The organism is Pseudidiomarina donghaiensis, assembly GCF_900116895.1.
Lineage (GTDB): Bacteria > Pseudomonadota > Gammaproteobacteria > Enterobacterales > Alteromonadaceae > Pseudidiomarina > Pseudidiomarina donghaiensis.
In genome coordinates this window covers 17112-31343 of record NZ_FPCF01000008.1, presented here as the reverse complement: position 1 = coordinate 31343, position 14232 = coordinate 17112, and the positions used below count along the sequence as shown (strand labels likewise).

Below are 14232 nucleotides of genomic sequence, written 5' to 3'. Positions count from 1 at the left end.
CGCGCTCCTACAGGTTACTTATAGCAACCAATCGATAGGTAGCTTGGCTAAGGTAAGCATACCTAAACGCCGCCACCAAGATACCCCAGGTTCACTTGCATATTGTGTTACCCGTGGCCCTAATCGTTCTTCCCAGTACAAGTTATCATTATGGTCTATACCAACGCGATACGCATAATTAGGTACGGTATTGATAAACGCTTGGTCAATTTGCTCGGCTAAGACGTCGCTATGTATGACGAAACCCAATTCGGTATTTAATTGCAGTGAGCGCGGATCAAAGTTGAACGAGCCTAAAAATACACGTTGTTTATCCACACTGAAGGTTTTTGCATGCAAGCTTGAAGCTGATCCACCAAAACGTTCTTTGCCTTTTAGCCTTTGCCGACGCAGCTTACGTTCTTGCTTGCGCGCGAGTGGCGACACCTTTTGCACTTCATAAATTTCAATGCCAGCGCGCAATAACGCTTTGCGCCACTTCGCATATCCTGCGTGTACCACCGCAACGTCGGTCGCTTCTAAAGAGTTGGTTAGAATGGTTATCGCCACACCTTGTTTCGCAAGAGCACATAGCTGTCGCGTACCTTCAGCGGTTGGCACAAAGTAAGGTGACACCAAGCGCACACATTGCTGCGGGCTGCCAATAGCCTGCTGTAGTTGATACGCTAAGTGCTGCTTTTGATTGGCTAGCCCTAAGGTTTTCCTCGGGTCATCAACGACCAAATTTACCCGCGCCCAAACAAACTCAATTTGCCGAGCCATAAAATTTTGTACAAATGGCATATTTCGTACAGCGTCGACGTACTTCTTAGCTTGCGGATCAGACTCAATGACGCTAGCACGGCGCTCTAATTTCGCTAAGCTTTGTGGCTTGGTTAAAGTAAACAACTTGGCCAGCGGTATCGCCAGCGCGCTGTTCCAATACGTGGTAAATTCTTGGTTCGCTTCAACCACTACAGGCCCCACCATCAAGGCATCTAAATCGGCAAACACCAAATCATCGTGGGCGGCAAAATATTCGTCGCCAATATTGCGGCCGCCACTAATCAACACTTGCTCGTCGGCAATAAATGCCTTGTTATGCATGCGCCGGTTGACGCGCTTAAAGTCCACTAGGTAATTAATAAAACGGGGGCGACGTAACCGCAACGGGTTATATAAACGCACTTCAATGTTGGGGTGGCTTTGCAAGCCAATTAAGGTGGCATCAAGCCCCGCTGTATTATGGTCATCGAGCAACAGGCGAACTTTTACGCCGCGGTCAGCTGCTTCGTGTAAAGCTTCAAAGAGTAAGGTTCCGGTGCGATCGTTTCGCCAAATATAATATTGCACATCAAGCGAAAACTGCGCTTGGCGGGCTAGCAACACGCGCGCGGCAAATGCTTCGCGCGCTTTAATTAACGGCAACACCCCACTGTGCTCGGGATGCTGCGCTAACAGCGGTTGAAGAGCTTCTGCAAAACGCCCGTGTGGCACTTTGGTCATGACTGTTCCGTGTCTTCGTCCTCTGGGCTAATGGCGCCAACGCATAGGCGGCAATCACCGGTGTCTTCTAACGAGCGTTCAACGTAACGCATTTTGTGTTTTGCCCGACCACGATTGGCGGATATTTGATACACCTGTTGCCGTTTTTCGTCGTCATTTTGCGACGCCTTGTCGGCGGCGGTTGTGTCAGCTTTTTTGTTCATGCTTCACCTCCAATTCCTTAGCACGTTCGGCACGCTGCGGCTCATCATGTTCTAGCACCCATCCATGCAGGTTGTCTTGGACAATCTGTGCTAGCGCATCAATATGCATCGGCTCTGCATTCAGCGCTGGAATATAAGCATAGTCGGTTCCACCGGCTTCCATAAAGTATTCGCGGTTTTCTTCGCCAATTTCTTCAATGGTTTCCAAGCAGTCGGCACTAAAACCGGGGCACACCACCTGAATATTCTTAATGCCCTGCCCAGGAAGCGCTTTAAGTGTTGAGTCGGTATAAGGCTGCAGCCATTCTTCGCGACCAAAACGTGACTGAAAGGTGGTGACATATTCGTGTTTTTCAAGCCCTAGTTGCTCGGCGATCAAGCGCGACGTTTTGTGGCACTCACAATGGTATGGGTCACCTTTGTGCAGGTATTTCAGGGGAACGCCGTGATACGACAACACTAATTTTTGCGGTTTGCCGTGGGTTTCCCAAAAGCGCTTAATACTACTCGCAACCGCAGCAATGTAGGCTGGGTGATCGTGATAATGGCTGACAAAACGAAAGTCTGGCAACCAGCGACGTTTGGTAAAGTCAGCACTCACGGCATCAAAAGTGGAACCACTGGTCGCAGCCGAATATTGCGGGTACAACGGCAACACCACGATTTTGCGTGCACCTGCGTCAAATAATTCTTGCAAGCCGCTGGCCAGCGATGGATTACCGTAGCGCATTGCGAACTTAACGACGACATCGTCGCCATAGCGTTCTGCCAACTTGGCTTGCAATGCTTGTTGCTGGTCGTGGGTGTGGAACAGCAACGGCGAGCCGCGCTCGGTCCACACGGTTTTATAAGCCGCAGCCGACCGTCGCGGCCGAATTCTCAAAATAATGCCGTTAAGAATCAACCACCACAGAGCACGAGGCACTTCCACCACTCGCGGATCAGACAAAAACTCGCGCAAATAGCGGCGCAACGCAGGTGTTGTCGGCGCATCAGGGGTACCTAAGTTGGTAATCAACACCCCAATTCGGTCGGTTTGTTGGTGAGTAAATTTCGGGCTACCAGTAAAGCGCATAACAACAACTCCGTGTTAGGTCCACAATTGAATTTTACGTTTAATTTCACCGCTGGTAATCCATTCGCGTAGTTGATCAGCCATACGTTGACCTTGATCAACGGCTTGTTGCCAATACTTGAAGCGATCTTCAACTGAAAGCTTGGCAAAATCAGTACGGTCTGGAATTTTTCCATAGGGTAACGACGCTATAAATTCGGGCGATGGCGACATAAAGATCACATTCGGCCATTGCGCCCCTTTGGTACGTCGCCATTTAAGGCTTTTGTCAAACCACCCCGGTACCACTTGGTGATAAAAATGCGGGTACAACACCAAGCCATCCACTTGGCTGAAGTCTAAATCAAAATGGTAATCGGTAATGCCGCCATCGCGGTACATGCCAGGTGGCGCACCAGGAATATCGCGCACGCCTTCAAGCACCATGGGAATCGAGCCAGTTGCCAACAGCGCAGACTTAAAATTGTCGTCACGCAATGGCGCAAGCGACGTCGGGATATCTTGCCAGCCTTGTGCAAAACGCACATCTGACTGTGGATGATGAAATATCACGCGGTCATAAAACTTGCCAAGCAACCGGCGGTTCACCGCGTTGGCCGCAGCAGAGCCAAGCAAACCTGCCATTTGCCGTTTACCATTATGCGCCGTTAAGCCACGACAACGGGTGACTATCCAATGGTGGCGAAATTTGTCCTGCTGCAATATCTGCGGCACCACGTCATCGGGAATATATTCGTGCAGCAGCTTAATCGCTTCGTCAGTAATTTCACGAACATCTGGTTTTGGGCTGTAGGTTTGGGTGCGATATAGCCGACAAAATAAGTCACTAGCAGCAATCGGGTCGGCTTGACCTAGGCTAGCAAAGCGCCAGGCCCCAGCCGAGGTACCTAACATATCCAGTGGGCGCGTACGCTGACTGAAAAACTCACCGAACAAATACTTATCAAGCCCTTGCAACACAAACCACTTCGGACCACCCGAGGCGCCTAGTAATAAGCCAATATCATCGGCCTTTAGGCCTTGTTCTTGAACCTGCAGCCAAGCGTCACGCCCTGCTTTTAGAGTTAACCAATCGGTGGTCATACGGCTTTCATCCCTTACTTCGTTGATCCAATTGCCCTGCAATTTATTATGAACTCGAGTATATCCGAAAAGCGCTGCAGGCACAGCCGCTGTCGCCTCGATTGCACCAATCTGATATGCTTTGCGTTCAAGATGAATCAATGAACAAACAGAGACTATAAATGAAAGTTATCTCTTTTAATATCAATGGTATTCGTGCGCGTTTACACCAGCTTGAAGCATTAATTGCCAAACACCAACCCGATGTGATTGGTTTACAAGAAACCAAAGTGCATGACGAACAGTTTCCTCAAGAAGCCGTGGAAGCGATGGGCTACCATGTTATTTTTCATGGCCAGAAAGGCCATTATGGCGTTGCGTTATTAAGTAAAAAGCCGTTAGAGAACCCTATGTTTGGCTTCCCTACCGATGACGAAGAGGCGCAACGCCGCATGATCATGGGTGACTATGTGACCGACAGTGGCGAACGCGTACGGGTATTAAATGGTTATTTTCCTCAAGGTGAAAGCCGTGACCACCCGCTTAAGTTTCCAGCGAAAGAAAAATTTTACGCTGATTTAATGGCTTACTTGCAAAGCGAACTGACGCCAGAGCAACCAGTTGTAGTGATGGGCGACGTGAACATTTCACATCAAGACTGCGACATTGGCATTGGCGACGATAACGCCAAACGTTGGCTGCGCACCGGTAAATGTAGTTTCTTGCCAGAAGAGCGCGCCTGGCTGAACACCCTTCTCGATTGGGGCTTAGTTGACACTTATCGCCAGCAGCACCCCGAGGTTACTGATCAATTCAGCTGGTTTGATTACCGCTCACGTGGTTTTGATGATAACCGGGGGCTGCGTATTGACCTTATTCTAGCCACTGAAAAACTTGCCGCACAATGTACCGAAAGCGGTATTGATTATGAATTACGCGGCATTGAAAAGCCGTCTGATCACGCGCCTATTTGGAGTGTGTTCTCAGCGTAATATGCGGTGAGCTGTCGCCAGCTTAATGCTCTTCTGGCGGCAGCTCATGCAAGGCTTTGCGAAGTATTTTGGCTAAGTGCATGTAGGTGGGCTTGCGTTCAGCTTGCACGCCTAATTTATGTGCGAGATCTTGGTACCATTTGTGCAGGCGCGGTGTTAACTGACTATTCGCTCGACGCCCTAACCAAAACCACCCTTGAAATGGCATCGAAAGCAAAAACAATGAGGTTACTAATGCTTGCGGCAATAGCTGCTCGCCCTGCCACTGCCATTGTACAGCAAGATTTATAACCGCCAGCGCTGGCATCCACTTAGCGGCAAATGCCACGGCCGGTGTCACTCGCGTTTCTGTCATGGCAGCAACAACAGCATGACGAGGCCAGATGCGTGCATAGTCTTGGCCGGTTTTTAATGTTTTAAAAATGCTCATATGTACCTTTTTGTACGTTTATCAATCAGCACAAAATAACCTTTAAATACAGTTGGTTACCAACTTCAATTCAGCTAACTAACAGAGTTATCCACATAAATTGTGGAGAATTCACAGCAGCTTTGCCAAAATGGCATTTCATTTTAAAAACAACACGAGTATGACACGAATGACTAATACAGTAGTATACGGAATTCCGAATTGTGACACCGTGCGTAAAGCTCGCAAATGGCTAGAGCAACAGCAAGTAACCTATAAATTTCACGATGTCCGAGCCAACCCAGTGAGTGCCGAGGAAATTCACAATTGGCTGCAACAGCTTGGTATAGATACTGTATTGAATAAGCGCAGTACTGCTTGGCGTCAATTATCTGCGACCGAACAAACTGTTACCGATACCGCTGACGTTGTGGCGTTGCTACAACGCTACCCTACTTTGATGAAACGTCCATTATTGGCGACTAACAAACACTATTGCGCCGGTTTTAAAGAAGCTGACTGGCGCAGCGCTCTGGAGCTTGGTTAATGGATACCATAGCCTTAACTTGTGAGTTAATTAAACGAGCTTCAGTAACCCCAAATGACGAGGGTTGCCAACAATTGTTGGGCGAGCGTTTAGCCAAATTAGGTTTCAATTTAGAAACCATGGTTTTTGAAGACACCACCAACTTGTGGGCTCGACGCGGCACTGAAGGGCCGGTGTTTTGCTTTGCTGGCCACACCGATGTGGTACCTGCCGGTGCGGAGCACGCGTGGACCTACCCACCATTTTCTGCCACCCAAAAAGACGGTTATATTTATGGTCGCGGCGCCGCTGACATGAAAGGCAGTTTGGCCGCCATGGTGGTTGCCACAGAACGTTTTGTCGCCAACCACCCTCATCACAACGGCAGTATCGCTTTTCTGATTACCAGCGACGAAGAAGGTCCATTTATTAATGGCACCCCCAAAGTGGTTGAAACCCTAGAAGCGCGTAATGAGAAAATCAAATGGTGTTTGGTGGGCGAACCTTCGAGCACCAAAGAGCTTGGTGATGTGGTTAAAAATGGCCGCCGCGGCAGCCTAACCGGTGACTTAACCGTATTTGGTATTCAGGGGCACGTTGCATACCCGCATTTGGCGGAAAATCCATTTCATAAAGCCGCACCGGCATTAGCGGCGCTGGCCCAAATGAGCTGGGACGACGGCAATAGCTCATTTCCACCCACGAGTTTTCAAATTTCGAATCTTCATGCTGGTACAGGTGCTGGAAACGTTATTCCTGGCGAATTACAGGTTCAGTTCAATTTTCGCTTTAGTACTGAGTCGACAGCTGATGGCTTGAAACAGCGCGTGACTGACCTACTCGAGCAGCACGATTTAGATTATTCACTACAATGGAAGTTAAACGGCGAGCCGTTTTTAACCGATTCCGGCGATTTGGTTGATGCCACAGTTCAGGCCATCGCTGAACATACCGGGCGCTTACCCGAGCTTTCCACAGCGGGTGGAACTTCCGATGGCCGCTTTATAGCCCCTACCGGTGCTCAGGTAATTGAATTAGGCCCAGTGAATGCAACCATACACCAAGTTAACGAGCGCGTGCGTGAGGCCGATTTAGAAACGCTAACGCGCGTTTATGAAAAGGTACTTGAGAATTTGTTATGCTAACCACCGAACAGCTTTGTGGGCTGAGTAACTCCCACGTACAGCAGGTAGCAGGTGAACGCGATGGCATTCGCTTGCAAGAAACCGTTGCACAAGCCTACCAAGCCATGCGCGAGGCCGCCGCACAAGCCGGTGTGAGCATAGCTATTGCCTCAGCATTTCGTGACTTTCAACGGCAACGGGCTATTTGGAACCGCAAGTTCATTGGTGAAGCACCTTTGTACAACGACCACGGCGATCAACTTGATCATCAGCAACTAACCACGGGTGAAAAAATTGATGCTATTTTAACTTGGTCGGCACTGCCTGGAGCCAGCCGGCACCATTGGGGCACCGACTTTGACGTATATGACCCAAGGCCTTTCGCCTGCGGCAAGCAGCAATTGCAACTCGTGCCGAGCGAATACCAGCCCTCCGGCCCCTGTCATGCCATGCACCAATGGCTTCGCCAGCATGCTCGAGAATTTGGTTTTTTCTTCCCCTACGCGCGCTATCAAGGTGGCGTAGCTGCCGAACCTTGGCATTTAAGCCACTGCGCGCTCGCTACTGAAGCACATTCAGCGCTTAGTCAAAGTACCCTACAGCAGTGCCTTCAGCAGCACGACATTCAAGGCAAAGACTATGTGTTAGAACGGCTTGCCGATATTAAACAACGCTATGTTGATACGATTTGTCGCGCCGACATCGCACCGGAGGATGTATGGTTTGGATAATGATACTAGTAGCGGTAGGCATTATTATTGGGAATTTGATGCTGTTACGTCATACGGCACATATGAAAATGCCGTCGCTGAAAGACAAACAGCCACGGCATTCTGATGACCAAGACGCCTGGGACAACGACGACTGGAAAAAAGACGATTGGGATAAAGACTAAAGCGGCACGCCCAAGCGTGCGGCAACTTCTTCGTATGCTTCCACCACACCACCTAAGCCTTGACGGAAACGATCTTTGTCTAGTTTTTTGCGAGTTTCTTTGTCCCACAGGCGGCAACCATCTGGGCTAAATTCATCACCCAATACAATGTTACCGTCGCCATCAACACCAAACTCGAGTTTAAAATCAACGAGCAACATACCAGCATCGTCAAACAACGCAGACAATACGTCGTTCACCTGAAAGGTTAGCTCTTTCATGCGCGCCAGCTGCTCAGCTGTTGCCCAACCAAAACTTACCGCCAGCGACTCATTGATCATTGGGTCATGCAGCGCGTCGTTTTTAAGAAACTGTTCAAACGTCGGTGGGTTCAAAGCTTGCCCTTCGGTAACACCTAAACGACGCACCAATGAGCCTGCAGCGTAATTACGCACTACGCACTCAACTGGAATCATGTCGAGTTTTTTCACCAAGGTTTCAGTGTCGCTAAGCACGGTGTCTAACTGGGTTGGAATACCAGCGGCTTCTAGCTTGGCCATAATAAAATTATTAAATTTATTATTCACCATGCCTTTGCGATCTAGCTGCTCAACTTTTTCACCGTCAAATGCTGACGTATCATTACGAAACTCCAGAATTAACCGCTCAGGGTTATCCGTGGTGAACACAGTTTTGGCTTTACCCCGATATAATTCAGTACGTTTTTCCATGAGCAGCTGTATCTCCGAAACAGTTAGCGATTAAAAGTGCGCCTATTATAAGCTACTTTGGTTGCGAATTTCAGCAGCAAACGGTGCAAAAATATCATTGACCTGCTCAGGTGAAATCGCTTCGCCAGCACGGAACAATGTAATTGATGTACGTTGCCGATTACCCGTTACTTTAATTTCGTAGTCACCGCTTGGTAATGCGACTTTAGCACCATCGTTGTCACGCCAAAACGCGAGCGAACTGCCACTGTTGTCTGCATCATACGAAGCATAATAACGGCCTGTTTGTTGGTTGTAATCATCAACATCAAAGCCTAGTTCGGTCAGTACTTCGTTCATAACAGCCCAGGTAAAATTAAAGCTCGCACTCACAATAATGGCGGCAAAGCCGTCTTCATCAAAGCCTGCTTGAATATTCACTGCGCCATCATCAGTTACGCTCGCAACACCGCGGGCTTGCGTAATTGCAATTTCGCTCACCAGCGTATTCAGTACTTGTGCTGCTGCGTCCTCGTCACGATGCGTCAAATAAACATCGTCAACTTGCACACCATTGCTGCTCACATTGCGTTCTAAGACCTTGCTTAACAATGCCGTGGTGCGACCATGTTCAGCAGTGTCGAGGTTGATTTCAAACTGTCGCTGAATCACCACTTCGGTATCGTCCTCGCCATATTCAAATGACTCTGACAACCAATCAATAACTAAACGTTGCTTATCTTGCTGTTCAGCAATAGTCCAGCCACGAGTCGCCGCACCTTGCAGTAGACCTTGCCAGACATAATTTTCTACATCGTTCATGCCATCTAGCTCATCGAAATAGATGCGCGTTTGAGTTTCGTCTTCCTCGACGCGGCTACCGTCAGCCACTGGCCAAACTAGTTTCGGTGCTAACACCACAACGTTTGCTCCAAGCGGGGTATTATGTGCAGCTTGCGGTATTTCATAGCGGCGGCTGCTTGGCGGTAGCTGTTTACCTGGCGCTGGCTTCAGTTGCGCATCATTTTTTACATCAAGATAGTCAAAGTCGCCCATCGCTTGCTCTTTTGGCGTAAAGCCACAGGCACTGACCAGCACTGCTGCAACACCGGCCAACACAAATAAATTCGCTTTCATTATTGCTCCGCTTAAATTAATTCTGCTTGTTTTAATGCTTGTTCGATATGTTGTTGTTGCAGAAGTTCCGGCTCTGTCATCGGTAATCGATAATTCGCTTCAAGTTTACCCATAAGTGACAACGCCCACTTCACTGGTATCGGGTTTGACTGTACGAACATAGCCTCATGAATAACTGCCATCTGCGCGTCAATGGCTTTCGCTGTTGCGGCATCACCATTGGTTGCGGCAGTCACCATCGCTTTCATTTGCGCCGGCATAACATTCGCAGTGACACTAATCACACCATGGCCACCTTGCAACATAAACTCACATCCGGTGCCATCATCACCACTTAATAAAATAAAGTCATTGCCGCATAACTGTTTTAATTGCGCAACTCGAGATACATCGCCGGTGGCCTCTTTTATGCCAACAATATTGGGAATTTGCGCTAATTCAGCAACTTGTTCAGGCAAAATATCGGCCGCAGTTCGCCCAGGTACGTTATACAACAACTGAGGTAAATCTGACGCTTCTGCACAGGCTTTATAATGTGCCAACAAGCCGCGTTGCGATGGCTTGTTATAGTAAGGATTAACGTTTAAAAAGCCTTGAATAGGCAGGTTTGCCATGCGCTCGGTTAGATGCACAGCTTCAGCTGTAGCATTTGAACCATTACCCGCAATGACATCAATACGCCCAGCAGCAAGTTCAGCCACAGCCGATACCACTAAAATGTGCTCATCATGACTCATCGTGGCTGATTCACCGGTGGTGCCCATGGCCACAATCGCATCAGTACCCGCTTCACAGTGCCAGTTCACCAATGCTTCAAGTGCGTTATAGTCCACGTTCCCCTGTTGAGTAAACGGCGTCACTAACGCAACAATACTACCTGTTAACATACTGCCCCCAATAATTTGTGCTACCGCAATGGTACTTTTACCGCCTTGTAATAACAAGGCTGCGCTGCTCTTTGCGTGTTCGCAACGCTTCTTTTATGATAAAAAGCCTGTGGCAAATCTTTTACACTGGCTAGTTGGAGAAACTATGAATACCTTAAAAGCAGGTGACAAAGCCCCTCAATTCACCCTTCCGAATGCGAATAATGAGCCGGTATCGCTCAGCGACCTACTCGCACAAGGCCGCGTTTTAGTTTATTTCTACCCGAAGGCCATGACACCCGGCTGCACCGTGCAAGCGCAACAACTGCGCGACCATATGCAACAATTACAACAACACCAAGTACAGGTAGTCGGCATTAGTACTGACGAGCCAAAGCGCTTGGCTAAATTTACCGAACGCGATCAACTTAACTTTACCTTACTCGGTGATGTTGACCACCAGGTTGCTGAAGCCTTCGGAGTATGGGGCTTGAAAAAATTCATGGGCCGCGAATACGACGGTTTACACCGAATTAGTTTCTTGGTTAACCAAGACGGTACTATTGCCCATGTATTCGACAAGTTCAAAACCAAAGACCACCACCAAGTGGTTTTAGACCACTTAGCTGACGCTTAAGTTTGTTGTTCGCCTGACGTTGGCTCAGCTTTTGATGAAAGCGCCGTGATAACGGCCTTCACTAAACTGGCCAACGGAATGGCGAAAAATACGCCCCAAAAGCCCCACAAGCCACCAAACACTAACACCGCAGCAATTATATAAACAGGATTCAAACTGACCGCCTCGGAAAACAACAACGGCACCAGCAAGTTCCCGTCTAACGCTTGAATAATCAAATAAACAATCATGACCCAAGCAAACATGCCGGTCCAACCAAACTGGAACAACGCCACCAAGAATACTGGTAGCGTAACCACAGCTGCACCGATATACGGAATTAACACAGAAAAGCCGACTAGCACGGCCAACAAAGCCGCATAGCGCAAGTCAAAAAGCGCGAAACAAATATAGGTAAACACGCCAACCACCACAACTTCCACGGCTTTGCCACGAATATAGTTCATGATCTGCACGTTCATTTCGTCACTAACTTGAGCAATAAGACGACGGTTTTGTGGCAAGATTTTATTCACATGGTCCAGTAAGTGGTGTTTATCTTTCAGCATAAAGAACACCAACAATGGCACCACAATCAAGTAAATCAGTAATGCCATAATGCCAATAATTCGGCTTAATGATTGGCTTAACAAGGTTTCACCAAACAGCAATGCCCGATTGGTCGTGGTTTCAATAAAGTCGTTAATATTGGCTTGCGTAATATATTCAGGAAACAATTCAGGTAGGCGGTTTAACAGCACTTTAAATTGCGAAAACATTTGCGGAAGTTCGCCTATTAAAGCCACAGATTGTTGCCAAACTACGGGTACTAAAAACAGCATCAGCGCGACAATAACTGCAATAAAGCTAGTGTAAACCACTAACACGGCGCTTAAGCGCGGTAAGCCGGTTGCCGTTAATCGTTGCACTGGCCATTCAAGCAGATAGGCTAATACCAATGCCACTAGCAGTGGTGCCAAAATATCGCTAAATAAAATAATTAGAGCGAAGCTAGTCAGTAGCAGCAAAAATAACGTAATTGCATCAGGATCTGAAAACTTGCGGTTGTACCATTGTTTCATGTAATCAAACATGTAAACCCACTCCAATTGTTTGAGTAAAAGCGTTGCATGCTTTCTCGAGATACCACATCATAGCTGTGAACACGTATAAGTTACAGTATTGAGCCTGCAAATTAGGAACCTTTTCACAAATTTATACTCGAACATTGCAGGTTTATCAGGCGCAAATAATGAAGCAGTTACTTTCAACAATTTCAGCTCTCGGCTTAGCCATTGGCGTAAGCTACTCAGCAACCTCATTGGCACAGGAACGCTTACCAGAAATTGGTACTGCGGGCGCTTCGGTGATGACCATCGAGCGCGAACAAATTTTTGGCGACATGTATATGCGCCAATTACGGGCCATGGCGCCCATGGTGCACGACCCAGTTTTAGACGAATACATTCAAGATATTGGTTCGCGTATTGTGCGTGAAGCTGAAGGTGTTAAATTTCCTTTTACGTTTTTCTGGATTAATCAGAAAGATATCAACGCATTCGCGTTTTTTGGCGGCTATGTCGGCATGCACACCGGCTTAATCACTGAAGCGAGAACCGAGTCAGAGTTTGCATCTGTACTTGCGCATGAAGTGGCTCACGTTTCACAGCGGCATATTGTCCGTAACATGGAGCGGGTGTCGAATAACTCACCAACCATGATGGCTGCGGTATTAGGCTCGATCATATTATCAGTGATTAACCCGCAACTTGGTATGGCCGCACTAAGCGGAACCATTGCTGGCGGCCAGCAAATGCAAATTAACTATACCCGGCAATTTGAACAAGAAGCCGACCGAGTTGGTTTTGATATATTAAGACGCGCTGGATTTGACCCGCAAGGCGCAGTTGACTTTTTTAGTCGGTTAACCGAAAAATTTCGTTATATGTCGCGGCCTCCGGAATTTTTGTTAACCCACCCATATAGCGAAAGCCGGCTGTCGGAAATGCGCGCACGTACAGCGCTATTGCCGCGTATTGCGCCGCGCGACGAAAGCACTTTCTTACTGGCCAAGTACCGCGTGCAAGCACGTTATACCCAAACGCTTACCGAAAGCACGTTGCGACAAGAAATGAGCGACCCTAACTTGCCGACTGAGCGCGTACGCGCTGCTCGCTACGGGTTGGCCATATTCATGTTGGATAATCAACGCCATGCTGAAGCCGAGCAGCTACTTAAGCCATTAATAACTGCGCAACCTTACAACACGTTCTACCTTGATGTTCAAAGTGACATTTTGTTGGCAAGTCAGCGTTACGAGGAAGCTCTTGCGTTGCTTGAGAAAGCCTATATACGCCAACCCAATGAGCAAACCATTACGATTAATTTTGCCAATGTAGCTATTGAAGCGAAACAATATAGCCTAGCCATTTCGTTGTTGCGTGATTATTTGCAGCGCGAAAACGACCACATATTGGCACTTGACCTATTAGCCAAAGCGTATCGATTAAGTGGTGATATGAGCACCATGCATGGCGTTATGGCTGAGTCGGCAGCTTTATATGGCGCTTTTGACCAGGCTATTGAGCATTTACATAAAGCCCACAAGCAAACGGGTATCGAGATTGAAAAACGTCGCTTGCAGGCTCGTATTGAGCAACTTATGGCGCAGAAATCTTTACTCGAGAGTATCAGTTCCGGTAGCCGAGGCTAAACTTTGTAGGGTCTGCTCACCTAGCAGCGGGCCCTTCACTTCTCCCTCGGGCGTCACAATATAGGTAGCCGGCAAAGCGTTAGGCATCGCAAATGGTAAATTAGGCGCCGGTTCGTTCTGAATCAGGGTAAATTCAATATTGTACTTTTGCTTCAGTGCAGCAAGCTCTTCATTATTAAGGCCATCAAAGCTCACCCCGAGTAACGTCACCTTGTCACCATATAAATGATGAAACTCATTCAGTTCAGGCAACTCGCGCAAGCATGGCGCACACCACTCAGCAAAATAGTTCACCACAACATATTGGCCTTGTAATTGCTGCCAAGCTAAGCCACCGCGATCATCCGTCTGAAAATCACTAGCTGGCTGACAAGCGCTTAAAAGCCCGACACTTAGCGCTAAAATTACGGGCAAAAATCGACAACGCATACACTTTCCCT

Annotated in this window: 17 protein-coding genes; 7 read left to right on the top strand and 10 right to left on the bottom strand. The window is 48.0% G+C overall.

The features are described 5' to 3' along the window. Positions 1-18 precede the first annotated feature (18 nt). The 4 genes from BM334_RS11245 to BM334_RS11230 are packed head-to-tail and all read right to left on the bottom strand — an operon-like array spanning position 19 to position 3846. A complete protein-coding gene (locus tag BM334_RS11245) occupies positions 19-1485 on the bottom strand; it encodes a phospholipase D family protein (protein ID WP_198677382.1) in 1467 nt (488 codons plus the stop codon). Continuing rightward, the gene (locus tag BM334_RS11240) at positions 1482-1688 is read right to left on the bottom strand and encodes a hypothetical protein (protein ID WP_092841783.1); all 207 of its coding nucleotides are present in this window, start codon (positions 1686-1688) and stop codon (positions 1482-1484) included. The genes BM334_RS11245 and BM334_RS11240 overlap by 4 nt, the downstream gene beginning before the upstream one ends. Next, positions 1672-2763, bottom strand: a complete 1092-nt coding sequence (gene hemH, locus BM334_RS11235) for a ferrochelatase (protein ID WP_092841781.1) — start codon at positions 2761-2763, stop codon at positions 1672-1674. The genes BM334_RS11240 and hemH overlap by 17 nt, the downstream gene beginning before the upstream one ends. 15 nt (positions 2764-2778) lie before the next feature. Beyond that, positions 2779-3846, bottom strand: coding sequence for an alpha/beta hydrolase (locus BM334_RS11230; RefSeq protein WP_092841779.1), 1068 nt, complete (start codon positions 3844-3846; stop codon positions 2779-2781). Between the two features lie 161 nt (positions 3847-4007). On the opposite strand from BM334_RS11230, the gene xthA reads away from it, so the two are divergent. Further along, positions 4008-4817, top strand: a complete 810-nt coding sequence (gene xthA, locus BM334_RS11225) for an exodeoxyribonuclease III (RefSeq protein ID WP_092841777.1) — start codon at positions 4008-4010, stop codon at positions 4815-4817. 22 nt (positions 4818-4839) lie between these two features. Here xthA and yfbV read toward each other — a convergent pair whose 3' ends face one another. Continuing rightward, complete coding sequence (yfbV, locus tag BM334_RS11220; RefSeq protein ID WP_092841774.1) at positions 4840-5247, bottom strand: terminus macrodomain insulation protein YfbV; 408 nt, start codon at positions 5245-5247, stop codon at positions 4840-4842. Between the two features lie 169 nt (positions 5248-5416). Here yfbV and BM334_RS11215 point away from each other — a divergent pair, with 169 nt between their 5' ends. From BM334_RS11215 to BM334_RS11200, 4 genes are read left to right on the top strand one after another with little or no spacing between them, the layout of a single operon-like run. Then, on the top strand, positions 5417-5773 hold the full coding sequence (locus BM334_RS11215) for a Spx/MgsR family RNA polymerase-binding regulatory protein (RefSeq protein ID WP_157981888.1): 357 nt from the start codon (positions 5417-5419) through the stop codon (positions 5771-5773). After that, positions 5773-6897 carry a succinyl-diaminopimelate desuccinylase gene (gene dapE / locus BM334_RS11210; RefSeq protein WP_092841768.1) on the top strand — a complete coding sequence of 375 codons (1125 nt, stop codon included), beginning with the start codon at positions 5773-5775 and terminating at the stop codon, positions 6895-6897. Before BM334_RS11215 ends, dapE begins: the two co-directional genes overlap by 1 nt. Beyond that, on the top strand, positions 6891-7607 hold the full coding sequence (locus tag BM334_RS11205; RefSeq protein WP_092841766.1) for a M15 family metallopeptidase: 717 nt from the start codon (positions 6891-6893) through the stop codon (positions 7605-7607). The genes dapE and BM334_RS11205 overlap by 7 nt, the downstream gene beginning before the upstream one ends. Then, positions 7607-7771: a DUF2897 family protein gene (locus tag BM334_RS11200; protein ID WP_157981889.1), complete on the top strand. Its 165-nt coding sequence runs from the start codon at positions 7607-7609 to the stop codon at positions 7769-7771. The genes BM334_RS11205 and BM334_RS11200 overlap by 1 nt, the downstream gene beginning before the upstream one ends. Here the strand turns inward: BM334_RS11200 and purC are convergent. From purC to dapA, 3 genes are read right to left on the bottom strand one after another with little or no spacing between them, the layout of a single operon-like run. Continuing rightward, positions 7768-8481, bottom strand: coding sequence for a phosphoribosylaminoimidazolesuccinocarboxamide synthase (gene purC / locus BM334_RS11195; RefSeq protein WP_092841761.1), 714 nt, complete (start codon positions 8479-8481; stop codon positions 7768-7770). The two genes, BM334_RS11200 and purC, sit on opposite strands and share 4 nt — an antisense overlap. A 45-nt stretch (positions 8482-8526) precedes the next feature. Beyond that, positions 8527-9597 (bottom strand): NlpB/DapX family lipoprotein, encoded by a 1071-nt coding sequence (gene bamC / locus BM334_RS11190; protein ID WP_092841759.1) that lies wholly within the window; start codon positions 9595-9597, stop codon positions 8527-8529. Positions 9598-9608: 11 nt separating this feature from the next. Beyond that, positions 9609-10484 carry a 4-hydroxy-tetrahydrodipicolinate synthase gene (gene dapA, locus BM334_RS11185; RefSeq protein ID WP_092841888.1) on the bottom strand — a complete coding sequence of 292 codons (876 nt, stop codon included), beginning with the start codon at positions 10482-10484 and terminating at the stop codon, positions 9609-9611. A gap of 145 nt (positions 10485-10629) precedes the next feature. Between dapA and bcp the strand changes: the two genes are divergently transcribed. Then, positions 10630-11100: a thioredoxin-dependent thiol peroxidase gene (gene bcp / locus BM334_RS11180; RefSeq protein WP_092841757.1), complete on the top strand. Its 471-nt coding sequence runs from the start codon at positions 10630-10632 to the stop codon at positions 11098-11100. On the opposite strand, the gene BM334_RS11175 is transcribed toward bcp, so the two are convergent. Next, complete coding sequence (locus tag BM334_RS11175; RefSeq protein ID WP_092841755.1) at positions 11097-12173, bottom strand: AI-2E family transporter; 1077 nt, start codon at positions 12171-12173, stop codon at positions 11097-11099. The two genes, bcp and BM334_RS11175, sit on opposite strands and share 4 nt — an antisense overlap. A 158-nt stretch (positions 12174-12331) precedes the next feature. Between BM334_RS11175 and bepA the strand changes: the two genes are divergently transcribed. Next, the gene (gene bepA, locus BM334_RS11170) at positions 12332-13792 is read left to right on the top strand and encodes a beta-barrel assembly-enhancing protease (protein ID WP_092841753.1); all 1461 of its coding nucleotides are present in this window, start codon (positions 12332-12334) and stop codon (positions 13790-13792) included. Here bepA and BM334_RS11165 read toward each other — a convergent pair. Next, entirely contained in the window at positions 13757-14221 is a 465-nt protein-coding gene (locus tag BM334_RS11165) for a TlpA family protein disulfide reductase (protein WP_092841751.1), read from the bottom strand. The two genes, bepA and BM334_RS11165, sit on opposite strands and share 36 nt — an antisense overlap. Between the last annotated feature and the right edge of the window lie 11 nt (positions 14222-14232).

Excerpts from the sequence above, each read along its gene's own strand:
- bcp (WP_092841757.1), top strand. The coding sequence starts at position 10,630 with ATGAATACCTTAAAAGCAGGTGACAAAGCCCCTCAATTCACCCTTCCG.
- yfbV (WP_092841774.1), bottom strand. The coding sequence starts at position 5,247 with ATGAGCATTTTTAAAACATTAAAAACCGGCCAAGACTATGCACGCATC.
- xthA (WP_092841777.1), top strand. The coding sequence starts at position 4,008 with ATGAAAGTTATCTCTTTTAATATCAATGGTATTCGTGCGCGTTTACAC.
- BM334_RS11205 (WP_092841766.1), top strand. The coding sequence starts at position 6,891 with ATGCTAACCACCGAACAGCTTTGTGGGCTGAGTAACTCCCACGTACAG.
- hemH (WP_092841781.1), bottom strand. The coding sequence starts at position 2,763 with ATGCGCTTTACTGGTAGCCCGAAATTTACTCACCAACAAACCGACCGA.
- BM334_RS11175 (WP_092841755.1), bottom strand. The coding sequence starts at position 12,173 with ATGTTTGATTACATGAAACAATGGTACAACCGCAAGTTTTCAGATCCT.
- dapE (WP_092841768.1), top strand. The coding sequence starts at position 5,773 with ATGGATACCATAGCCTTAACTTGTGAGTTAATTAAACGAGCTTCAGTA.
- purC (WP_092841761.1), bottom strand. The coding sequence starts at position 8,481 with ATGGAAAAACGTACTGAATTATATCGGGGTAAAGCCAAAACTGTGTTC.
- bepA (WP_092841753.1), top strand. The coding sequence starts at position 12,332 with ATGAAGCAGTTACTTTCAACAATTTCAGCTCTCGGCTTAGCCATTGGC.
- BM334_RS11230 (WP_092841779.1), bottom strand. The coding sequence starts at position 3,846 with ATGACCACCGATTGGTTAACTCTAAAAGCAGGGCGTGACGCTTGGCTG.
- dapA (WP_092841888.1), bottom strand. The coding sequence starts at position 10,484 with ATGTTAACAGGTAGTATTGTTGCGTTAGTGACGCCGTTTACTCAACAG.
- BM334_RS11240 (WP_092841783.1), bottom strand. The coding sequence starts at position 1,688 with ATGAACAAAAAAGCTGACACAACCGCCGCCGACAAGGCGTCGCAAAAT.
- BM334_RS11245 (WP_198677382.1), bottom strand. The coding sequence starts at position 1,485 with ATGACCAAAGTGCCACACGGGCGTTTTGCAGAAGCTCTTCAACCGCTG.
- bamC (WP_092841759.1), bottom strand. The coding sequence starts at position 9,597 with ATGAAAGCGAATTTATTTGTGTTGGCCGGTGTTGCAGCAGTGCTGGTC.
- BM334_RS11200 (WP_157981889.1), top strand. The coding sequence starts at position 7,607 with ATGATACTAGTAGCGGTAGGCATTATTATTGGGAATTTGATGCTGTTA.
- BM334_RS11165 (WP_092841751.1), bottom strand. The coding sequence starts at position 14,221 with ATGCGTTGTCGATTTTTGCCCGTAATTTTAGCGCTAAGTGTCGGGCTT.
- BM334_RS11215 (WP_157981888.1), top strand. The coding sequence starts at position 5,417 with ATGACTAATACAGTAGTATACGGAATTCCGAATTGTGACACCGTGCGT.